This is a genomic window from Hyphomonas johnsonii MHS-2, assembly GCF_000685275.1.
Lineage (GTDB): Bacteria > Pseudomonadota > Alphaproteobacteria > Caulobacterales > Hyphomonadaceae > Hyphomonas > Hyphomonas johnsonii.
Genome location: NZ_ARYK01000004.1, coordinates 259,984 through 278,703, shown reverse-complemented (window position 1 = coordinate 278,703; position 18,720 = coordinate 259,984). Strand labels below are relative to the sequence as shown.

Here is an 18,720-nt window from a genome sequence, read left to right as displayed (position 1 = left end):
CCATGGGTCTCTTCTCCCGCCTCGGTGACATCATCAACTCCAACATCAATGCGATGCTGGACGGTGCTGAAAACCCGGAAAAAATCGCCCGCCTGATCATCCAGGAAATGGAAGACACGCTTGTTGAAGTCCGCACGGCAGCTGCCCGTGCCATGGCTGACAAGAAGGAAATGGAACGCGAGATCGTTCACTTTACCCAGACCCGCGACGAATGGGCCGCCAAGGCCGAACTCGCCATCGACAAGGGCCGCGAAGACCTCGCCCGCGGTGCCCTGATTGCCAAGCAAAAGGCTGAAGGCGAAATCACCCACCGCAAGGCCGCCATGGCCGCTGCGGAGGAAGCCTTCGAAAAGCGCCAGGACGACCTGTCCAAGCTGCAGGCCAAGCTCGACGAAGCAAAGGCCAAGCATCGCTCGCTGATGATGCGCCGTGAAGCCGCCGAACAGCGGATCCGCGTCCGCAGCCAGGTCTATGACGGCCGGGTCGATGATGCGCTGGCCCGCTACAACACGATCGAACGCAAGGTCGACGAGATGGAGGCCTATGCCGATACGATCAAGGGCCGTGAACCAACCCTCGAAGCCGAATTCGCTGCGCTGGAACGCAACGAAAGCGTTGAGAAGGAACTCGAAGCGCTGAAGGCCCGCCGGTCGAAGTCGTCTTCGAAATCCGCGAAGTCGGAGGCCTGATCAATGGTATTCTCACTGATCTGCCTGTTCGGCTTCCTGACGGTGATCTGCACACCCGGATTGATCGCCCAGGCGCGCGCCGAACGCAGGGAGGGATAGACCATGGCCGATGAATTCATCATCGCGATTATCGCAATCGTCAGCCTCTTCGTCATCTTCCCCGGCATGGTACTCCACTACATATCCCAGTGGCGCCGGCAGAAAACCCTGCAGCCCGACGATGAACGGATGATGGAAGACCTCTGGCGATCGGCCAAGGCGATGGAACGCCGGCTTGAAACCCTGGAGGCCCTTCTCGACCAGAGCGACGACCCAACACGGGGGCGCGCAAGCCCATCGCGCCGCCCCCGTTCAACCCTCGACGATTAAGGACACAACGCCCATGACCCGCCCTTCCTACGACCCTGACAACGCGGAATACCGGTCGCCCAACCCGAAACGCTTCTACCGTTCGCGCAATGACAAGGTCATCGCCGGCGTCTGTGGCGGCCTTGCCGAGCGCTTCGGCTGGGAACCGATCCTGGTTCGCATCCTGTTCGTCCTGGCAACGCTCTTCATGTTCGGCCCGGTCGCGATCATCATCTACATGACCATCTGGATCATCACGCCACGCACACCGCTCGGGCGCCGCTCGATTACGCCGGAAGAAGATGCCTTCTGGCGCGGCGTATCAGACCGCCCCCGGGCCACGTTCGGACACCTGAAGTACACCTTCATGGACCTCGATGACCGCCTGCAATCGATCGAGCGGAAAGTGACCTCCGACGAATGGCGCCTGCGCAAGGAATTCCGCGACCTCGAGAGCGGCAACTAGACACCAACTGACTGCAAACCTCCAACCCCGACAAAGGACCGGAAAAATGAGCAAGGGGAGCCTGATCTACAACAATTGGCTGCTGGGCGGCATCGCTGCCCTCCTGCTGATCGCGGCCGCCATCGTGGCGACCTACCAGGGCGGCATGGCCGTCGAGATGGGCGGCCTGCAAATGACGCTCGCACCGCACGAAAATGGCGGCATCCAGCTGTCGATGATGCGGGCAGCCTAGCCGCCCGACCGTTTCAGGGCGCGCAGGACGAGGCGCATCGGGCTGACCGCCTGCAGCGCGCTCGCCTCCGCCGGGGCCGGTCCGCCAAGGACCAGGGCGGCCAGAATACCGCCAGCCCAGGGCCCCCAGGTGAAGCCACGCGCACCCAACCCGTTCACCATGAAAATGCCCGGCCAGACAGGGGCGTCCGCATCAGCCGGGCGTCCTTTTTTTACGCCGTCGAACACGGCCCGCGCCGCCGGTTCGTCAGGTACCGCGCCGACCAGCGGCAGGCGGTCCGGTGTCGTGGCGCGCAGGCTGGCGCGCGAAACCGGGGCGTGGTCGCGCGTGTCACGGATCCACCACGGTGAAAGCCGGGCGAGCGCGTCCGCATTGTCCTGCCGGGCGCGGTCTGACGGCTCTGGCATCTCGCCATCGAACGGTTCGAACGTTGCGCCCCACAGCCGGTCCGGCCCGTCGGCAATCGCGTAACTTCCACTGGCAATGACATCCGGTGGGGTCACCCCGGCCGCACCAACCCACTCGACCTGTCCGAGCCGGGCCTCAAGCCCGAGCCAGGGCAGGATCGCCGCAGTCGCCATCGCCGTGGCGAGGATGATCGCGTCGAACGGCTCGCCGTTCACGGTTCTTGCGGCAAGGTCGAGGTGAGCGTCCGTGCCGAGGCGCAGGTCTGCGCCGGCAAGCAGGGCCGGAACCAGCTCTGCCGGGCGCAGGATCATCGCGTTCTTGTGCAGGAGGCCGCCGTCACGCAGGGCTTCGAGGTCTTCCAGCGGCAAGGGCGGGTCGGCGAGCACCTTGGCGAAACGGGCCGCGTCGGCCGGGTCTTTCGGCACCTGGCGCACGTCGGTGAGGGTGACGCCCGGCAGGGAGTCATAGGTGGCGCGGGCCGCAAGATAGGCATCGACCAGGAGGCGGGCCTGCACCGTGTCGGCGGCGTCCAGCCGGGGCATCAGCAGGGCCAGCCGGTTGCCACTGGCACCGGTGGCGGGCGCAGGCGCCCTGTCGAACACGGTAACCTCGGCGCCGGCATCGACCAGCGCACGCGCCGCCCCTGCCCCGGCAATGCCTGCGCCGATGATGGCGACACGGCGCGCGGCTGGGGTGGCGGGGGTGAGGGCGTAGGGGTCAGGCAGGGGTGGCGTGGGCGTCGTAAGGGTGGCTTCGAGCCGTTCGCGCTTGCGGCCATGGCCGGGCTGGCGGGTGACCTCGAACCCGGCCTCGGCCAGGCCCCGGCGGACGGCGCCAGCGACCGTGAACGTGCCGAGGCGCGCGCCGGGCGCCGAATGGCTGGCGAGTTCCGGGTAGAGGCCTGCTGCCCACATGTCCTCGTTCTTTGCCGGGCTGAACCCGTCGAGGAACCAGGCATCGGCCCGGAAGCGGGAAGCGGGCAGTGTTTCCCGTATGTCGCCGAGATGCAGGGTCAGGCTGATGCCGGCGTCCGGCCAGACCATGCGGCGGACGCCCTTGACCGGCGCCGGCCAGCGCGCCACGAGCAGCCCCGCCAGTTCCTCGAGTTCCGGCCAGTTGCCGAGCGCCTGGGCCGCGTCCTCGATAGCCAGCGGATAGGCCTCGAAACTGACAAAGTGCAGCCAGGCTGCCGGGGCGGGCCGGTGCATTTCCCAGAGCTGCCAGAGGGCGAGGAAATTGAGCCCGGTGCCGAAGCCGGTCTCGGCCACGGTGAACGTATCGCGGCCGGCCCATGCGTCCGGCAGGCCGCAGCCGGCGAGGAAGACAGCACGGGATTCAGCGAGGCCGTCGCCTGCGGTGAAATAGACATCGTCATGGCCACGCGCGACGGGCGTGCCGTCGTCGCGCCAGTCAATGTCCGGATGGGTCAGCAGGCGGGTCATTCATAGGCAACTAGTGGCAGAGCCGCTGGTTGCATAGGGTCACGCGCCGGGCGTCAGCGCCGGCGCGAATTTCCGATCAGGTCGCCAAGCGCCATGACGGCGGCGCGGCCGACTTGCGTGACCGTGGGTTTGCGCTTGTGGACATGGCCGACAAAGTCGCCGCAATTGGAGCCGGCGAGCCGGTAGGACGCGCCGAGCGCGCGGCGGGCACGGGCCTCGACTTCGAGATGATGCGCGTCGCTTGCCCCGGTGTGCAGCTTGATCGGGCGGCCATCGGCAAAGTCTGCGAGCGACTGTTCCGTGACGCCCTCGTGCTTGCGCGAATTGGAAATCACCCTGCCGCCTGAAGTGACGACACCATAATGGCGCAGCACGCCGCCAAAGCGGATCGAGACGACATCGCCGGGATGAAATTGCCGGTCCATGTAAGGGTCTTTGCTCATGCGATGAGCCTAGCTGATTTGCCCCGTTCTGGCCAATGATTTCAAGGCCTGGGGAAATCCGGGCGACCGACGAAAGGGCCGCCCGGATCAAGGTTCCCTAGAAGGATTTCTGCCAGCCGAGCGTGAAGGTGAAATCGGTCTCCAGCTGCGGCCCGTTGAGGTCGCGGTAGAGCGGCAGGCCCACCTCCGCCGAAAGCCGGTGGCCGGTCATCCAGCCAGTCTGGCCTGCAAGGTTCACCCCGAACAGGGCTTCCAGCGTTTCGCCGCCATGATTGTCCGGGTCCGCAGTCTGGACCGGCGCACGCACGAGCGGATCGCTGCCGTCGACCTTGCCGGTGCTCTTCGCCTTGAGACGACCGGAGATGGAGACAAACGGGCGCGGCTCGTAGGCAACCCATCCGGTCGCCTCGACCACGTCGCCCAGCGAGTAGCCTTCGTCATTGTCATCAATGCGGATCGTGGCGGCACCCTGCCCGCCCAGTGTCCACTTGCCATGGCGCGTGCGTGCGGTCAGCGACGGCTTGAAGTCGAACGTGCCGGAGCCGTGCTGCATCGGGTAAGGCATGCGCAGGCTGGGCGTCGTGCCCATCGGTGTGAGGACCTGGTCGGATTCGGTGATCGAGCCTGTCGGCAAAGACAAGGCAAGGCCGAGATTGACCTGGGTATGCGGGTCGCTTCCACTGTCGAGTCCATAGATCAGGCCAACCGTCGTGTCGCCGATGCCGGAGCTTTCGGTCGTGAATTCGCCGAGGCGCGTGGTGCCCATCATGCCCTGGAAGGTGACATGGTCCATTTCCTCGGTGAGATAGTTGCCCATCGCCATCAGCGTGATGCGATCGGTCAGGCCGTACATGCCGCCGACCATGTGCATCTGCATCGGCATGCGCAGCGGCACCACCCGCAGCGTGGCAGGCGGGGCGTAGGGGTTGGCGACCGTGGTGGCCGTCTCGTCAGGAGAGATGCTGTCGGTGCCATCACGGCTGCCATCCATGTCCATGTACATCCAGCGATAGGACAGCATCCACTCGCCCTGCTTGTGGCGGTGGTCGGCCATGACGCCGATCGGCGCATGGTCGGAAGCATAGGCAACCTTGCCGCCGTCGCCCTCATGGGCAGACGCGGAATTGAACGAGGCAGCGCACAGCGCGGCCCCCGCGATCAGGGTGAAACGTTTCATTGTGTATCTCGCAAATTGATCTTGCCCGGGCGCGTTGGCCGGAGCGGAAAAAGGTGAATTCAAGCCTTGCGAGCGAGTGGCGGCCCTTGCGGCGGCGCGCCGGGCCATAGCGGTGACCCCGGCCAGACAGGCGGGGCGAAGGCGGCGGTCCAGGTGGGCAGGATGCCGCGCACAGGATGCGTCAGGTGCGGCACTTGCGGCAACACCGGCGCTGCGATGAGGCAGGCCCCGCAACAGGCTTTCGTGTCGGCCTCTGCCGGGCCGTCGCCGAATGTCAGGTCAACTGAATCCCCTCCCCCGTTGCCGCAAAGCAGCACGGAAACCGTCTCGCCAGGCTGCAGGCGCAGGTGCGTCTGCATGCCGTTTGCCGCATAGGCGACGAAGGCAAGGAGCAGCAGGAGGTGCCGGGAGAGGCGGGCCAGTCGGTGCATGCAGGGTCTTCACCCCGTCTCGACGCCGTGGGGAAGTGGGCGCTGTGTCGCATCCGGCCGGAATCGCAAGGCTCACCGAGATTTAATCCAACCGATTTCGGGCCGGCGCGTTGGTCTGGCAGTCGCACTCCTGCGGCGCAACAGAAGGACACCCGACATGGACAAGGAACATATCAAGGGCGCAGCGAAGACCGCTGAAGGCAATATCAAGGAAACAGCCGGCAAACTGGCTGGTGACAAGTCGCTCGAAATGAAGGGCAAGGCCGACAAGGCGGAAGGCAAGATCCGCGATACTGCCGGCGACGTGAAAGACGCGTTCAAGAAAAAGTAAGCCTGCGGGCAGACCAGTATACCTTCCAAAGGCCGCCCCGCGTCGGGCGGCTTTTTCTTGCGGCGCGCTGCGTCTTTTGTCTCTATAATCAAACAGAGGAGCCAGAAAACATGAGTGATATCGAGATCAAGCTGGAAGACGGGGCCACGGGTGGACGCTATGTCGCCGTGGTCGAAGGCCACGAAGCGGAGATGACATTCTCCAAGGCGGGAACGAGCCGGATCATCATTGACCATACCGCTGTTCCCAAGGAACTGGGCGGCAAGGGCGTGGGCGTTGCGCTGGTCAAGCGCGCCGTGGAAGACGCGCGCAGGAATGGCGTGAAGATCATCCCGCTCTGCCCGTTCGCAAAAGCGCAGATCAACAAGCACACCGAATGGCAGGACGTGCTGGCATGAGCGAACCGGCCATCACGCACGACGCCGAAAAGCGACGCTACAGTCTCGTCGTCGACGGCGTCGAAGCCTATCTCACCTATGAGCGGCCTGCGGCCGGGCGGATGCATATCACCCACACGATCGTGCCCGACAGCGTGGGGCGGCGCGGCCTGGGCCGCAAGCTGGTCAAGCGCGCGGTCGGCGACGCGATTGCCGCCGGCGACAAGGTCTCGTCCGAGTGCTGGTTCGCCTCGGCGCTGATGGACAAGAACGCCGAATGGGCGCCGCACCTGGCATGACCGAGCCGTTCTGGAAAACCATCCCGCTCGACAAGATGGATTCCGAGCAATGGGAATCCCTCTGCGACGGGTGCGCCAAGTGCTGCCTGCTGAAACTGGAAGACGAAGACACCGGCGAGATCGCCTATACGAAACTGCACTGCACGCTGCTGGACGCCGGAACGTGCCAGTGTTCGGACTATGCCAACCGCAAGCAAAAGGTGCCCGATTGCGTCAAGCTGACCCCGGCCGGCATTGAAGAGCTGCCATGGATGCCAAGCACCTGTGCCTACCGGCTGATCCATGAAGGCAAGCCCCTGCCCGACTGGCACCACCTGGTCTGCGGTGACCGCGAGCGCGTGCACACCGAAGGCCATTCCGTGCGGGGGCGGACGGTTTCCGAAGACACCGTGTTCGAGGACGACATGGAAGACTTCATCGTCGACTGGGAAGACGACGGGAATGACCGATAGGCACCAAGAAGCGACAGTCCCGGCATCAGCAAGCTAAACCGCGTTTGCGTCGGGCTTCAGTTGCGGCGCGAAGGCTGCGCTCCAGTGACCATGGTCCAACCGACCTCAATCAGCCCATTTCAGCATCGAGGTGCCGCGCAAGCTTTTCCAGTGTCTCGTAGCCGAACTCGACAGCCCCAAAACCGATACCCGCGTCGCGCTGTGCTTTGGTCGGGTGCAACTGGCGCAAGGTGACGACGGTCTTGCCATTGGTCTGTTCGTCGAATGTAACACTGGTCCTGAACCGGCCTGGATCATTGTCCACATCGGACCCATGGTCGAACTGGAGCAGGCGCGGGGGATCGATCTTCAGGAAGACCATGCGACTGTCCCAGCGCGTGCCATCTGGTCCGAACAGGACAAAGCGCCACTGACCGCCGACACGGATATCGATCTCCTCGGTTTCGATCCTGAAGCCTTTGGGGCCAAACCATAGCGGAAGGTGTTGCGGATCAGTCCATGCCTTGAAGACCAGATCGCGCGGTGCGGCGACGACGCGTGACAGAACGATCTCGCGATCAAGTGCCCATGTCTCCAGGGGATTATTTTCGTTTCTTGCGTTTGTCATTCTTGTTCTCTTTCTCCTGCAAGCCAAGGACGTGAGCCTCCATCCGGTCGAGCCTTGCCTCCCATACGGATCGTTGTTGTGAGAGCCAGGCATCCGTCTCGCGCAATGCTTCTGGCCGCATTTCACAAATCCGTTCCCGTCCGACCTTTCGGGTGGTCACCAATCCACAGTCCTCGAGCACACGGATGTGCTTGAGCAGTGTCGGCAAGGCCATCGGCATCGGCTGGAACAGATCGCCGACGGCAGACGGCTCCGCGCTGAGACGCATCACGATCGTACGGCGTGTGGGGTCCGCGAGGGCATGAAAAACACGATCGAGCGCAAGTTGATTGTTAGCCATGTGACTCACTGTAGGAGCCAGCTGGCCGTGCGTCAATGATTGTTAGTCAAATGGGTAACTGTTTGGGGCCGTGGCGGCCCTGAGATGGCGGGACAGTGCTCGCTACGGCCGCTTCATCAGGCGTCCGGAAACAGCATGTCGGGGTTCACCATCGACTTGATCTCGAGCACGTTGTTGTTCGGATCGGCTATGAAGAATGTCTCCTGTTCGTACTTGTCGCCTTTGAAGCGGCGATAGGGCTCGTCGATATAGGAGAGGCCGGCGGCGGCGATGCGGTCCTTGACGGCGTCAAAGTCTGCCTGGGTGAGATGAACCCCGAAATGGGGCACGAGCACCGCGCCCATTTCCACATCATGGCGAACGACCGGCAGCTTCTCCTCGCTCTGGTGCAACGTCAGTTCATTACCCCAGAAATTGACATCGACCCACCGCCCCGCTTCGCCATTGCCAAGCGTGCAACCGAGAACATCGGTGTAGAATTTCACGGTTTTGCCGAGATCGCCCGCCGGAATGGCAAGGTGTACAATAGCAGACATGGATCACTCCTGTTCAGTTTCGTTTGTAACTAGATAGGGGCTTTGGGGGCGGTCAGGAAAGGGCACCGCCGGAAAACTTCCGGGCCGGATCACGGCCGCGCACGATCCGGTCGCCGCAAGGGCGCGAAACCCATCCTTAATCGCGCCCTGCCACAGTCGCGGCATGGAAACCCTCGCCGCCTTTCTCTCGCACCTGCAGGACGAGCGCCGGATGGCAGCGAAGACAGTCGAGGCTTATGGCTCCGACCTGTCCGGTTTCTTCAATTTCCTGCGTGTGCACCTCGGCGAGGAGCCGACGCCGAACGTGCTGGGGCGGCTGAAGGCGCGGGATATCCGCGCGCACCTGGCCCAGCGGCGCCGCGACGGCCTGTCGGATGCCTCGATTGCCCGGCTGATGTCGTCGATCAAGGCGCTGTATCGCTGGCTGGGCCGGGCGCACAATGTCGAGAATGCCGAGATTGCCTACCTGCAGGGCCCGCGACGCAAGGCCCGCCTGCCCCGGCCTGTCTCCATCGAAGCGGCCAAGGACATGATCTTCGAGGCCGAGACCGACCCCGACAGCGAGACCTGGATCGGCGCGCGCGACGCTGCCGTGCTGAGCCTGCTTTATGGCGGGGGCCTGCGCATTTCCGAAGCGCTGGGCCTGACCGGCGCGGACCTGCCCTTGCCGGAACGCCTGCGGATCACCGGCAAGGGCGGCAAGGTGCGCATCGTGCCGATGATCCCGGCCGTGCGCGAGGCGGTGGATGCCTATGCGGCGCTCTGTCCCTATGCGCTAACGGCCTCCAGCCCGCTGTTTCGCGGCGCCAAGGGGGGGCCGCTGAACCCGCGCATCATCCAGGGCCTCGTGCAGAAACTGCGCGGCGTGCTGGGCCTGCCGGACACTGCCACGCCGCATGCCCTGCGCCATGCCTTTGCCACGCACCTGCTGGCGGCCGGCGCAGACCTGCGGGCGATCCAGACGCTGCTCGGGCACGCCTCGCTGTCGACCACGCAGGTCTATACCGGTGTCGATGCCAGCCGGTTGCGCGACGTGCACGCCGCCGCGCACCCACGGGCATAGCCAGGGTAAATCAGGGCGCGAGTTCGGCCGTCAGCGCATCGGCGAGCAGGCGCCCGCGCGGGGTCAGCCAGAGACGCGTGCCATCCAGCCGGGCCCAGTTCTCTTCCTCGAACACCGCGATCTTGTCGCGCGGCACCGGCTTGCCCGACAGGGCCTCGATCCGGCCAAGATCGATCCCTTCGGCGACGCGCAGGCCCATGGCGAGCAGTTCGCGCGCGACATCCAGCGGGTAGAGCGCAGAGGCCTCTCCCCAGCCCGAACCGAGCGCCTGGACATTCGCGATATAGGCGGCAGGCTGGCGCTGCGCCTCGCTGGCATAGCGCCGCCCGGCAACCGTCAGGCGGCCATGCGCGCCCGGCCCGACGCCGATCCAGTCGCCGCCATTCCAGTAGATGGAATTGTGACGCGACCGGTAGGCGGCCGACATTGCATGGTTCGAGATTTCATAGGCGGGCAGGCCCGCGCTGTCGGCGATGGACTGGGTCAGTTCATAGAGATCGGCCTGGGCGTCCGGGTCCATCGGGATGAGGTCGCCGCGCTCGACCGATTTGCCGAAAGCCGTGCGCTGCTCGATCGTCAGCTCGTAAAGCGACAGGTGCGGCGCGCCGAGCGCCAGCACATCGGCCAGTTCGTCCGCCCATTCGTCAGGCGACTGGCTGGGCCGGGCATAGATGAGATCGACCGAGATGTTCGGGAACACTTTGATGGCCCGCTCGACGGCGGCGCGGGCGGCAATGGCGTCATGGTCGCGGCCGAGAAAGGCGAGCGCGTTGTCGCGCAGGGACTGCACTCCGATCGACAGGCGGTTGACGCCAGCCGCCGCAAGACCGCGCAGGTCGGCAGTGAGAATGTCGTTCGGATTGGCCTCCAGCGTGACCTCGGCGTCCGGTTTCAGGCCGAAACTGGTCCGGGCCGCCTCCAGCAGGCGCGCGATCTCGGCCGGTTGCAGCAGCGATGGCGTGCCGCCACCGAAATAGACTGTGTCCAGGGCGCCATGTTCCGGCAGGCGGGCGCGGTGCAACCCGATATCCTTCTCGATGGCGGCCACGAGCGGATCGGTGTCGCGATCCTTGGCTGCGTACACATTGAAGTCGCAGTAGGGGCAGATACGGCTACAGTACGGCCAATGGATGTAGATCCCGAATCCAAAATGTGGACCGAAGGGGGCGAGCGCCACGGTCACGAGAGCAGGGCCGCCTTCAGCTTGGCAACCGCGGCGGCGCGGTGGCTCATCGCATGCTTGCGGGCCGGGTCCATCTCGCCGAACGTGATCGTCTCGCCATCGGCCACGAACATCGGGTCATAGCCGAACCCCCTGTCGCCACGGGGCGGCCAGACCAGCTGGCCATGCACCTCACCCTCGAAAACCGCTTCGCTCCCGTCCGGCCAGGCGACGGCCAGGGCGCAGACGAATTTTGCCGACCGGTCGACCGCGCCGATATCTTTCAATTCGGCCTCGACCTTCTCCATGGCGCGGTAGAAATCGCGTGGTTCGCCGGCCCAGCGGGCCGAATAGATGCCTGGCGCGCCGCCCAGGGCGGTCACGGCGAGGCCGCTATCGTCCGAAAGTGCCGGTGCGCCGGTCGCCTCGACCGCTGCGCGCGCCTTGAGCAGAGCATTGCCGGCAAAGGTGGATTCAGTCTCCTCGGGTTCGTCGAGATCAAGGTCGAGCGCAGAAACCACTATGAATCCAAGCGGTTCGAAAAGGTCGCGAAGTTCTGAAACCTTGCCCTTGTTATGGGTTGCAGCGACCAGTTTTCCTGGCTCCAACGTACGAACTGTAATTTCTTCACCCATTTCTGCAATGGTTCCATTCTTGCTTTAGCTACAAATGTGTATATCGTTTAACGGTAAAGGTGTGCGGTTTTGCGATAAGCGACCCTACGCATTAGACCATGAGTTCAATACGGTGAAGAGACAGGCATGAGCAAACAGGCAAGAAACTCGATGGCCGCCATCATGACGGTGCTTGTCACGATCGTGATGTGGATGACAGCGATCATCGGTGTGATCTTCCTGCTCAGCGTCGGCGCTGCGATCTATGCAAATTCGAATGGCGGCTCGATCAACGGGACGAGCATCTCCATTTCCGACGAAACCGGCAGCCTGCCGGCACTGATTGCCGGCCTGATCGGCGGCCTCGTCGTCATTCCGGCGATCATCTATGTCTGCATCCAGCTGCGCCGGATTCTGGCGACGCTGGCCGAGGGCGACCCCTTCGTGCCGGAGAATGCGATGCGCCTGACGCGCATCGCGACGGCGATTGCCGTCACCCAGCTGCTGCGGATCGGCGTCGGCCTCGTTCTCGGCCTCAGCTACGAGCAAGCCAGGGTCGGTTTCAATATCGACCTGATCGCCTGGGCGTCTGTCGCGGCCCTGTTCATCCTGTCGCAAGTCTTCCGTGAAGGCACCCGCCTTCGCGACGAAGAAAAAATGACCATATAGGAGGGTAGAAGATGTCCATTCGTGTAACCCTCGATCGCGTCCTGCTGGATCGTCGCATGTCTCTGACAGAATTGTCGGAGCGCGTTGGCGTGACGCTCGCGAACCTGTCGATCCTGAAAACCGGCAAGGCCAAGGCCGTCCGGTTCTCGACCCTTGAAGCGCTCTGCCGCGAACTCGATTGCCAGCCGGGCGACCTGCTGGTGTTCGACGAGGAAGGCGAAGAGGGGCGAAAACGCGTGGCGGCCGAATAGGCACTCTCCCTTCCTGCCGGAACAAGCAGGCCGCCGCCACGTAGGCACATCATGAAACCTCACACGATACTTCTCGCTGTCGGCCTTTGCGTGCTTGCTGCCTGCGGCGGCGGCGACAAGGAAGTCGGCGAATTCAAGAATGACTGGGTCGGCAACGAGATCAAGATCAAGTCATTGACGGATCCCAAGGTCGAGGGCGTGATCTGCCACCTCTCCTATTTCGACCGGGGCTTCTGGGACCGGGTCGGCAAGGGCAACTGGTTCGAGAACCCGTCCAATTCCTCGATCTCCTGCCTGCAGACCGGCCCTGTCACGATCCACGGTATCGATCTTGACAAGTCCGGCGAGGAGGTCTTCGACCAGAACCAGAGCCTGATCTTCAAGCAGCTGGCCGTGCGGCGCATCTATGATGGCGACAGCGACAGCCTGATGTACGTTTCCTTCAGCCGGAAGATCACAAACGGTTCGGCCAAGATGAGCCTCTCGACCGTGCCGCTGTATGGACACGAGGTGACATGGGACGGCGGCAAGCCGACCGAATAGGCTTCGCCGAGGGCATATGGCGCGATCCCGGGTGCGGCAATTTATAACATGCATATGAAATGCATCTTTAATTGACCCTGCCACCGGGCATCCCTAGATTGGCCCGGTGATCGCCTGCCACATCCTGCGCGGCGCACACAAAGGAGCTGACCATGTCCAAGCCCAGTTTTGCAGCCAAGCTTATCGGTGGCCTTGCCATCGGTGCCGTCGTCGCCACGGGCGCAGTGATGGGACTGGTCTGGCTGTTCAGCCGGTCCGCGATGGGCAGCGACATGTCGGGCAATGGCTGGACGGCCCTGCTCGCCGGGACTGCCGTGTCCTTCCTCGTTACCGGCGTCCTGTCCACGGTCCTGATCCTGGGCCGGCGGAACGGCTTTGACGAAGGTGCCCACGAAATTGTCTGGGACACGCATCATTCGGACGAAGAATCCTAGTCATGCGGTTGAACATGCAGACGGACTTCGCGTTGCGGACGCTGATGCATCTTGCCGTGAACCGGGATCGGCGCGTCACCATCGGCCAGATTTCGGACGTTTTCGGCATGTCGAAGAACCATTTGATGAAAGTCGCGCAGACTCTCAGCCGCGAGGGATTCATCTCGTCCGAGCGTGGCCGCAATGGCGGCCTCAGCCTGGCGCGCGCGCCCTCTGACATCTTCGTCGGCGACGTCGTGCGCAAGATGGAAGGCAATGCCGCGTTGGTGTCATGCTTTCCCGGCGGGGCGGGCGGCTGCCTGATCACGCCAGCCTGCCGCCTGCGCGGCGCGCTCGCCGAAGCACAGGACGCCTTTTTCCGCGCCCTCGATTCCCGGTCCATCGCAGACCTTGTCGACGGCAATGCGCCGCTGCACGGGCTGCTCGATATTGGAGAAGCCGCATGAACCATGTCCTGCGCAGCGCCGAAGAACGCCGCCGCGAAATTCAGCTCAATGCCGATCGCATGGGCATTGATGACGCCTACATTTCAGACCTGATCGAGACGTTTTATGCCCGCGTCCGTGCCGACGAGACGCTGGGCCCGATCTTCAACGCCGAGATCGGCGACAATTGGGGCCCGCACCTCGCCCGCATGAAGGACTTCTGGGCCTCGGTCGCCATGAATGCCGGGCGCTATAACGGCAAGCCGGTGCCCGCGCACACGAAGCTGACCGGCGTTGACCCGTCCGACTTCCAGATATGGCTCGGCCTGTTCCGGCAAACGCTGGAAGACACGGCGCCCAATGTCGAGGTCGTGTACTATTTCATGGAGCGGGCAGAACGCATCGCCAGAAGCCTGCAGATGGCCATGTTCGGCCTGCCGACCCTGCCCCGCGCCTAGCCGAGCGCGGCGCGCTGTGCGGCGAACAGGTTGTTGCAGCCCATTTCCGCGAGGCGCAGCATTTCGTCGAGTTCCTTGCGCGTCAGCGGACGCTCTTCGCCGGTGCCTTGCACTTCGATGAAGCCGCCATCTGAACTCATCACCACATTCATGTCCGCTTCCCCGCGCGAATCTTCGGGATAGTCGACGTCCAGAACCGGATGGTCCTGGAAGACGCCGACCGATATCGCAGCGGCCTGTTTCAGGATCGGGTCCGCCTTGATGACGCCTTCGGCCTTGAGATAGCGGCAGGCCAGCGCGAGCGCCACGAAACCGCCGGTGATCGAGGCCGTGCGCGTGCCGCCATCGGCCTGCAGGACGTCACAGTCGATCGTCACCTGGTTTTCGCCCAGCGCGGCCAGGTCGACCACCGAGCGCAGGCTGCGTCCGATCAGGCGCTGGATTTCCTGCGTGCGGCCGGATTGCTTGCCAGCCGCGGCTTCGCGCCGACCGCGTGTATGCGTGGCGCGAGGCAGCATGCCGTATTCAGCCGTGACCCATCCGGCGCCCTTGCCCTTCATCCAGCCCGGCACGCTCTTTTCCCAACTGGCCGTGCACAGGACATGCGTGTTGCCGAACTTGGCGAGGCACGAGCCTTCGGCATAGCGGGTCACGTTTGTCTCAAGCGTTATCTCACGCAACTGGTCGAAGGTGCGTCCGGATGGGCGGATAAGCTGGGTCATGACTGGGTCCTCTTTTCTGCCCCGCCTGATCGCGGGTTTTGTCGCCCCTGTCTACACCGCACGGGCATCAGGATCGTTCGGCACGGGTCGGCCCGAGCCGCGTTGACTCTAATTAGCGAAAAGACTAATTAGCGATCATGCGAAACTCTATCTTCAAGGCTCTGGCTCATCCGGCGCGCCGCCAGGTGCTCGCCCTCCTGCGCAAGGGGCCGCGGCTTGCAGGCGATCTCGCGGCGGAGTTCGAATCGAGCTGGCCGACCATGAGCCGGCACCTTGCCGTGCTGAAGGCGGCTGACCTGATCACGGCAGAGCGCCACGGCAACCAGATCCTCTACCGCGTGAACACAAGCGTGCTTGAAGATGCCGCCACGGCCCTGCTCGGCCTGATCGGCAGCGACAATGGCGACGACGAACTGAAGGAGGCCGCAGAATGAAACCCTATATCCGTACCGGGCTGATCTGGTCCGCGCTGATGATCGCGATCATGGTGGGCGCGGTCGTCTGGATGGTCGACGCGCTGCCGAAGGACGGACCGGTCCCGGTCCATTTCGACATGGAGGGCACGCCGAACCGCTACGCCTCACGGTTTGAGGCCATCCTGATCTTCTCATCCCTTCCTGCCATCTCGGCGATTGTCACGGTGATCCTGGCCATCGCGCCCTCGCTCGATCCGCGCGGGACGAACATTGACGCGGGCCGCAAGGCCTATGTCGCCGTCTGGGTCGGCGTGATGATCGTGCTGGCGCTGGCCACGGTCGGGTCGTGCATGATCCTCGTCAATGCCGTCAATGGCACGCCGGCCGGGCCGGGCATCGTGCGGGGCATCATCGCCGCCTGCGCGCTGCTGTTTGTCGCAATGGGCAATTACCTGCCGAAAACGCGCCCCAGTTTCATCCTCGGCGTGCGTACGCCATGGACGCTATCGTCCGATATCGCATGGGAGAAAACCCACCGCCTCGCCGGGCGCCTGTTCATCGGGGCGGGCCTGCTGGGCTTCCTCGGCGCCTTCGTGCTGGACGGAATCTGGCCGGTCGTGCCGCTCGTAGCGCTCTCCATGACGGCGGCCCTGGTCAGCGTGATCTACTCCTATTTCGCCTGGCGCAGCGCAGACGACCGTGACAATGGCACGGGCCGGACTGGCTGAACCCCTATTGTGCCAGCGCCACCGCGCCCCTAATCAATAGACATGGTCCTGACACCTGACAGCAAATCCCTGATGCAGCGCCTTGACCAGCGCTCACGCGACATCTTCAAGGAGATCGTCGAAGGCTATCTGACGACCGGAGACCCGGTGGGATCGCGCACGCTGTCGAAGGGCGTGATCGCCCTCTCGCCGGCCTCGATCCGCAATGTCATGGCCGACCTGACCGACCTGGGCCTGCTGGATGCGCCGCACATTTCGGCTGGCCGCGCCCCGACCCACAAGGGCCTGCGCCTGTTTGTCGACGGCTTCCTCGAAATCGGCGAGCCGTCCGGCGCCGACAAGCGCGAGATCGACGAACGGCTGCGCGGGGCGGGCAGCGACCTGGAAGCCATCCTCGGTGAAGCGTCCGGCATCCTGTCCGGCCTGACCGGCGGGGCGGGCCTCGTGGCCTCACCGACCCGCGATACGGCCGTAAGGCACGTCGAATTCATCCCGCTGGCTGGCGGCGAGGCCCTCTGCGTCCTGGTCACCGAGGACGGCGACGTCGAGAACCGGCTGGTCAAGGTTCCCGACGGCCTGCCCGTCACGACCCTGATCGAGGCCGGAAACTACCTGTCGACCCGCATGAAGGGCCGCACGCTGGCTGAAGCGGCGGTCGATGTACGTGAGGAGATCAGCTCGCGCCGCGCCGCGCTGGATGCAGCGGCATCCTCGCTTGTCGAGGCGGGCCTGGCCCAGTGGAGCGGCGATGCGCCGGGCCGGGGCCGCTCGCTGATCGTGCGTGGCCGGGCAAACCTGCTCGAGGATGCGAAGGTCGCCGGCGATCTCGACCGTGTGCGTCAACTGTTCAATGAACTTGAACGCCAGCAGTCCCTACTCGATATCCTCGATACGACACGCGAAGCCGATGGCGTGCGCCTGTTCATCGGCGCGGAAAACCAGCTTTTCCCGTTATCGGGTTCAAGTGTGATCGTGGCCCCCTATATGGGCGGGTCAAAGCATGTCATCGGCGCACTGGGCGTGATCGGGCCGACACGCCTGAATTATGCCCGGGTGATACCGATGGTGGACTATACCGCGAAGGTGATCGGCGAAATCCTCGCCGCCCGACGCGCAAAGGATGGGAAATGATGAGCGACGAAACCAAACCCGGCGAAGCCGCCGACATTGATCAGAACGCGTCCAAGGCCGACCTCAAGGCGGCCGCCGACGATCTCCTGAAGAACGCAGCCCGCGCGGCTGCAGCCGAAGGCATGGAAGCCGAGGCTGACGCTGCGATGACGCCGGAACAGGAAGCCATGCGGCTGAAAATCGAGAAGGAAGAGCTGCGCGAACAATTGCTGCGCACGCTGGCCGACCTCGACAATACGCGCAAACGCGCAGAGCGGCAGGTGTCAGAAGCCCGTGTCTATGCCATCGAGCGCTTCGCGGGTGACCTGCTCAGCGTGTCCGACAACCTGGCCCGCGCCCTTGCGGCCCTGCCGGACGACGACCGCGCCAACCTGTCTGACGCCGGCAACAACCTGCTCAGCGGCATCGAGATGACCGCCAAGGAACTTGAAACCGCGCTCGGCCGTCACGGCGTGAAGCCGATCGATGCCTCGCCTGGCTCGACCTTCGACCCGAACCTGCACCAGGCAGTCGCCCAGGTGCCGTCGGACCAGCCTGCCGGCACGATCGCCTCGCTCTTCCAGCCCGGCTGGAAGATCGGCGACCGCACCCTGCGCGCTGCCATGGTGTCGGTCAGTGCCGGGGCCGCGAACTAGGCGCTAACGCACCACTTTCCACGCTGTGAGCGTTCCGGGCGCCCAGTTCGGGACGATGAAGATATCGTCGAACCGGGTCAGGTCATTCTGCAGGATGCCCTCGGATGTCGTATCGACCAGCGTGGTAACGGTGCCGTCCTCGCTGACATAGTGGATCTGGCCCGGCCAGCTGGTGACGAGATAGCCACCACCGGCCACCAGGCCAATGCCGTCGGCGTCAGGCATGCCGGTCGCGATCTCGGTGACCTTTCCGTCGGCGGTGACGCTGTACAGCGAGCCTGTACCCATGGTCGAGACCAGCATCCGGTCGCCATCCCCGAGCAGGCCGTTGATGCCACCGAAACGTGCGTCCTCCAGCCAGACCGTTGCGGCGCCATCCGCAATGCGATGGATGCGCCCCGTGCCGGAATCCGACACATAGACCGCGTCGCCCCACACGGTGACATCGTTCAGGAAGGTTGCGCCGTCGACGGGGATTTTCGTGCCCAGCCCGCCCGCTTCGGCATCAATCAGCATCACCGCATCAATGTCAGCGGCATAAAGGGTGCCATCCTTGATCGCGAGCCCCTTCGGGCCGTTCAGCTTCGCGGCCCAGTATTTCTCGATCAGGTCGCCATCGGCGGAAATTTTCGTGATGAACCCGTCGCCATTCTTTTCGTCGCCTTCGTCAATGCCGACATTCGAGACCAGGTAATTACCATCCGGCGCCTGAACGATACTCTCCGGCGCCGCGAAGTCGGACGCCACCCAGAGCTTTTCGAGCGTCGGCGCCGCGGCCTGCTGGACCGGCGCTCCGGAACAGGCGGCCAACAGCAATAGTGCGGGAAGGGGCAGGTGTTCCAGCATCAGTCATCTCCCTGAATGGCTTGGTCCGCCGTCTCTGCGGCGGGT

General features: G+C 64.1%; 30 protein-coding genes. 19 read left to right on the top strand and 11 right to left on the bottom strand.

The features are described from left to right. Positions 1-2: 2 nt before the first annotated feature. The 4 genes from pspA (at position 3) to HJO_RS10080 (ending at position 1,735) form a co-directional block, all read left to right on the top strand. Entirely contained in the window at positions 3-689 is a 687-nt protein-coding gene (gene pspA, locus HJO_RS10095) for a phage shock protein PspA (protein WP_035616600.1), read from the top strand. A gap of 102 nt (positions 690-791) precedes the next feature. Continuing rightward, positions 792-1,058 carry an envelope stress response membrane protein PspB gene (gene pspB / locus HJO_RS10090; protein ID WP_035616599.1) on the top strand — a complete coding sequence of 89 codons (267 nt, stop codon included), beginning with the start codon at positions 792-794 and terminating at the stop codon, positions 1,056-1,058. A 13-nt stretch (positions 1,059-1,071) separates the two neighbouring features. Continuing rightward, positions 1,072-1,503: an envelope stress response membrane protein PspC gene (pspC, locus tag HJO_RS10085; RefSeq protein WP_035616598.1), complete on the top strand. Its 432-nt coding sequence runs from the start codon at positions 1,072-1,074 to the stop codon at positions 1,501-1,503. A gap of 46 nt (positions 1,504-1,549) precedes the next feature. Next, positions 1,550-1,735, top strand: coding sequence for a hypothetical protein (locus HJO_RS10080; protein ID WP_035616597.1), 186 nt, complete (start codon positions 1,550-1,552; stop codon positions 1,733-1,735). Here the strand turns inward: HJO_RS10080 and mnmC are convergent. From mnmC to HJO_RS10060, 4 genes are all read right to left on the bottom strand, one after another. After that, a complete protein-coding gene (mnmC, locus tag HJO_RS10075) occupies positions 1,732-3,585 on the bottom strand; it encodes a bifunctional tRNA (5-methylaminomethyl-2-thiouridine)(34)-methyltransferase MnmC2/FAD-dependent 5-carboxymethylaminomethyl-2-thiouridine(34) oxidoreductase MnmC1 (protein WP_035616596.1) in 1,854 nt (617 codons plus the stop codon). The genes HJO_RS10080 and mnmC overlap by 4 nt on opposite strands. A 53-nt stretch (positions 3,586-3,638) precedes the next feature. Next, positions 3,639-4,028: a C40 family peptidase gene (locus HJO_RS10070; protein ID WP_156945557.1), complete on the bottom strand. Its 390-nt coding sequence runs from the start codon at positions 4,026-4,028 to the stop codon at positions 3,639-3,641. A 97-nt stretch (positions 4,029-4,125) separates the two neighbouring features. Next, a complete protein-coding gene (locus tag HJO_RS10065; RefSeq protein WP_035616594.1) occupies positions 4,126-5,205 on the bottom strand; it encodes a transporter in 1,080 nt (359 codons plus the stop codon). Between the two features lie 59 nt (positions 5,206-5,264). Continuing rightward, the gene (locus HJO_RS10060) at positions 5,265-5,636 is read right to left on the bottom strand and encodes a hypothetical protein (protein WP_035616593.1); all 372 of its coding nucleotides are present in this window, start codon (positions 5,634-5,636) and stop codon (positions 5,265-5,267) included. Between the two features lie 157 nt (positions 5,637-5,793). On the opposite strand from HJO_RS10060, the gene HJO_RS18210 reads away from it, so the two are divergent. The 4 genes from HJO_RS18210 (at position 5,794) to HJO_RS10045 (ending at position 7,095) form a co-directional block, all read left to right on the top strand. Then, positions 5,794-5,967: a CsbD family protein gene (locus tag HJO_RS18210; RefSeq protein WP_084141897.1), complete on the top strand. Its 174-nt coding sequence runs from the start codon at positions 5,794-5,796 to the stop codon at positions 5,965-5,967. A gap of 110 nt (positions 5,968-6,077) precedes the next feature. Then, positions 6,078-6,365: a GNAT family N-acetyltransferase gene (locus tag HJO_RS10055; protein WP_035616591.1), complete on the top strand. Its 288-nt coding sequence runs from the start codon at positions 6,078-6,080 to the stop codon at positions 6,363-6,365. Continuing rightward, complete coding sequence (locus HJO_RS10050; protein WP_084141895.1) at positions 6,344-6,643, top strand: GNAT family N-acetyltransferase; 300 nt, start codon at positions 6,344-6,346, stop codon at positions 6,641-6,643. Before HJO_RS10055 ends, HJO_RS10050 begins: the two co-directional genes overlap by 22 nt. Continuing rightward, positions 6,622-7,095 (top strand): YcgN family cysteine cluster protein, encoded by a 474-nt coding sequence (locus tag HJO_RS10045; RefSeq protein WP_241764719.1) that lies wholly within the window; start codon positions 6,622-6,624, stop codon positions 7,093-7,095. The genes HJO_RS10050 and HJO_RS10045 overlap by 22 nt, the downstream gene beginning before the upstream one ends. Before the next feature lie 109 nt (positions 7,096-7,204). Here the strand turns inward: HJO_RS10045 and HJO_RS10040 are convergent, their stop codons facing one another. The 3 genes from HJO_RS10040 to HJO_RS10030 form a co-directional block, all read right to left on the bottom strand. Next, complete coding sequence (locus HJO_RS10040) at positions 7,205-7,702, bottom strand: SRPBCC family protein (protein WP_035616589.1); 498 nt, start codon at positions 7,700-7,702, stop codon at positions 7,205-7,207. After that, the gene (locus tag HJO_RS10035; protein ID WP_035616588.1) at positions 7,677-8,042 is read right to left on the bottom strand and encodes an ArsR/SmtB family transcription factor; all 366 of its coding nucleotides are present in this window, start codon (positions 8,040-8,042) and stop codon (positions 7,677-7,679) included. Before HJO_RS10035 ends, HJO_RS10040 begins: the two co-directional genes overlap by 26 nt. A gap of 116 nt (positions 8,043-8,158) precedes the next feature. Further along, positions 8,159-8,578, bottom strand: coding sequence for a VOC family protein (locus tag HJO_RS10030; protein ID WP_035616587.1), 420 nt, complete (start codon positions 8,576-8,578; stop codon positions 8,159-8,161). 163 nt (positions 8,579-8,741) lie between these two features. Here HJO_RS10030 and HJO_RS10025 point away from each other — a divergent pair, with 163 nt between their 5' ends. Then, on the top strand, positions 8,742-9,641 hold the full coding sequence (locus tag HJO_RS10025) for a tyrosine recombinase XerC (RefSeq protein ID WP_035616586.1): 900 nt from the start codon (positions 8,742-8,744) through the stop codon (positions 9,639-9,641). A 10-nt stretch (positions 9,642-9,651) separates the two neighbouring features. Here HJO_RS10025 and hemW read toward each other — a convergent pair whose 3' ends face one another. Together hemW and rdgB are read right to left on the bottom strand one after the other, a co-directional pair. Beyond that, positions 9,652-10,818: a radical SAM family heme chaperone HemW gene (gene hemW / locus HJO_RS10020; protein ID WP_277813166.1), complete on the bottom strand. Its 1,167-nt coding sequence runs from the start codon at positions 10,816-10,818 to the stop codon at positions 9,652-9,654. Between the two features lie 2 nt (positions 10,819-10,820). After that, positions 10,821-11,438: an RdgB/HAM1 family non-canonical purine NTP pyrophosphatase gene (gene rdgB, locus HJO_RS10015; RefSeq protein ID WP_035616583.1), complete on the bottom strand. Its 618-nt coding sequence runs from the start codon at positions 11,436-11,438 to the stop codon at positions 10,821-10,823. A gap of 126 nt (positions 11,439-11,564) precedes the next feature. Here rdgB and HJO_RS10010 point away from each other — a divergent pair, with 126 nt between their 5' ends. The 6 genes from HJO_RS10010 to HJO_RS09985 all read left to right on the top strand — a co-directional run bounded on the left by HJO_RS10010 (position 11,565) and on the right by HJO_RS09985 (position 14,197). Further along, positions 11,565-12,086 carry a DUF2975 domain-containing protein gene (locus HJO_RS10010; protein ID WP_241764717.1) on the top strand — a complete coding sequence of 174 codons (522 nt, stop codon included), beginning with the start codon at positions 11,565-11,567 and terminating at the stop codon, positions 12,084-12,086. Positions 12,087-12,097: 11 nt separating this feature from the next. Then, complete coding sequence (locus HJO_RS10005; protein ID WP_035616581.1) at positions 12,098-12,337, top strand: helix-turn-helix domain-containing protein; 240 nt, start codon at positions 12,098-12,100, stop codon at positions 12,335-12,337. Between the two features lie 51 nt (positions 12,338-12,388). Then, positions 12,389-12,880 (top strand): CreA family protein, encoded by a 492-nt coding sequence (locus HJO_RS10000; protein ID WP_035616580.1) that lies wholly within the window; start codon positions 12,389-12,391, stop codon positions 12,878-12,880. A gap of 152 nt (positions 12,881-13,032) precedes the next feature. Beyond that, positions 13,033-13,314: a hypothetical protein gene (locus HJO_RS09995; protein WP_035616578.1), complete on the top strand. Its 282-nt coding sequence runs from the start codon at positions 13,033-13,035 to the stop codon at positions 13,312-13,314. Between the two features lie 2 nt (positions 13,315-13,316). Further along, on the top strand, positions 13,317-13,760 hold the full coding sequence (locus HJO_RS09990) for an Rrf2 family transcriptional regulator (protein WP_035616577.1): 444 nt from the start codon (positions 13,317-13,319) through the stop codon (positions 13,758-13,760). After that, positions 13,757-14,197, top strand: a complete 441-nt coding sequence (locus HJO_RS09985; protein WP_035616576.1) for a group III truncated hemoglobin — start codon at positions 13,757-13,759, stop codon at positions 14,195-14,197. Before HJO_RS09990 ends, HJO_RS09985 begins: the two co-directional genes overlap by 4 nt. Here the strand turns inward: HJO_RS09985 and rph are convergent. Beyond that, positions 14,194-14,919: a ribonuclease PH gene (rph, locus tag HJO_RS09980; protein WP_156945555.1), complete on the bottom strand. Its 726-nt coding sequence runs from the start codon at positions 14,917-14,919 to the stop codon at positions 14,194-14,196. The genes HJO_RS09985 and rph overlap by 4 nt on opposite strands. 137 nt (positions 14,920-15,056) lie before the next feature. Between rph and HJO_RS09975 the strand changes: the two genes are divergently transcribed. The 4 genes from HJO_RS09975 (at position 15,057) to HJO_RS09960 (ending at position 17,829) form a co-directional block, all read left to right on the top strand. Then, complete coding sequence (locus HJO_RS09975; RefSeq protein ID WP_035616575.1) at positions 15,057-15,353, top strand: metalloregulator ArsR/SmtB family transcription factor; 297 nt, start codon at positions 15,057-15,059, stop codon at positions 15,351-15,353. After that, a complete protein-coding gene (locus tag HJO_RS09970; protein ID WP_035616574.1) occupies positions 15,350-16,063 on the top strand; it encodes an SdpI family protein in 714 nt (237 codons plus the stop codon). Before HJO_RS09975 ends, HJO_RS09970 begins: the two co-directional genes overlap by 4 nt. 72 nt (positions 16,064-16,135) lie before the next feature. Then, positions 16,136-17,194, top strand: coding sequence for a heat-inducible transcriptional repressor HrcA (gene hrcA, locus HJO_RS09965; protein ID WP_241764716.1), 1,059 nt, complete (start codon positions 16,136-16,138; stop codon positions 17,192-17,194). Beyond that, positions 17,194-17,829: a nucleotide exchange factor GrpE gene (locus tag HJO_RS09960; RefSeq protein WP_035616573.1), complete on the top strand. Its 636-nt coding sequence runs from the start codon at positions 17,194-17,196 to the stop codon at positions 17,827-17,829. The genes hrcA and HJO_RS09960 overlap by 1 nt, the downstream gene beginning before the upstream one ends. A gap of 3 nt (positions 17,830-17,832) precedes the next feature. Here HJO_RS09960 and HJO_RS09955 read toward each other — a convergent pair whose 3' ends face one another. Next, complete coding sequence (locus tag HJO_RS09955; protein ID WP_051618488.1) at positions 17,833-18,675, bottom strand: SMP-30/gluconolactonase/LRE family protein; 843 nt, start codon at positions 18,673-18,675, stop codon at positions 17,833-17,835. Between the last annotated feature and the right edge of the window lie 45 nt (positions 18,676-18,720).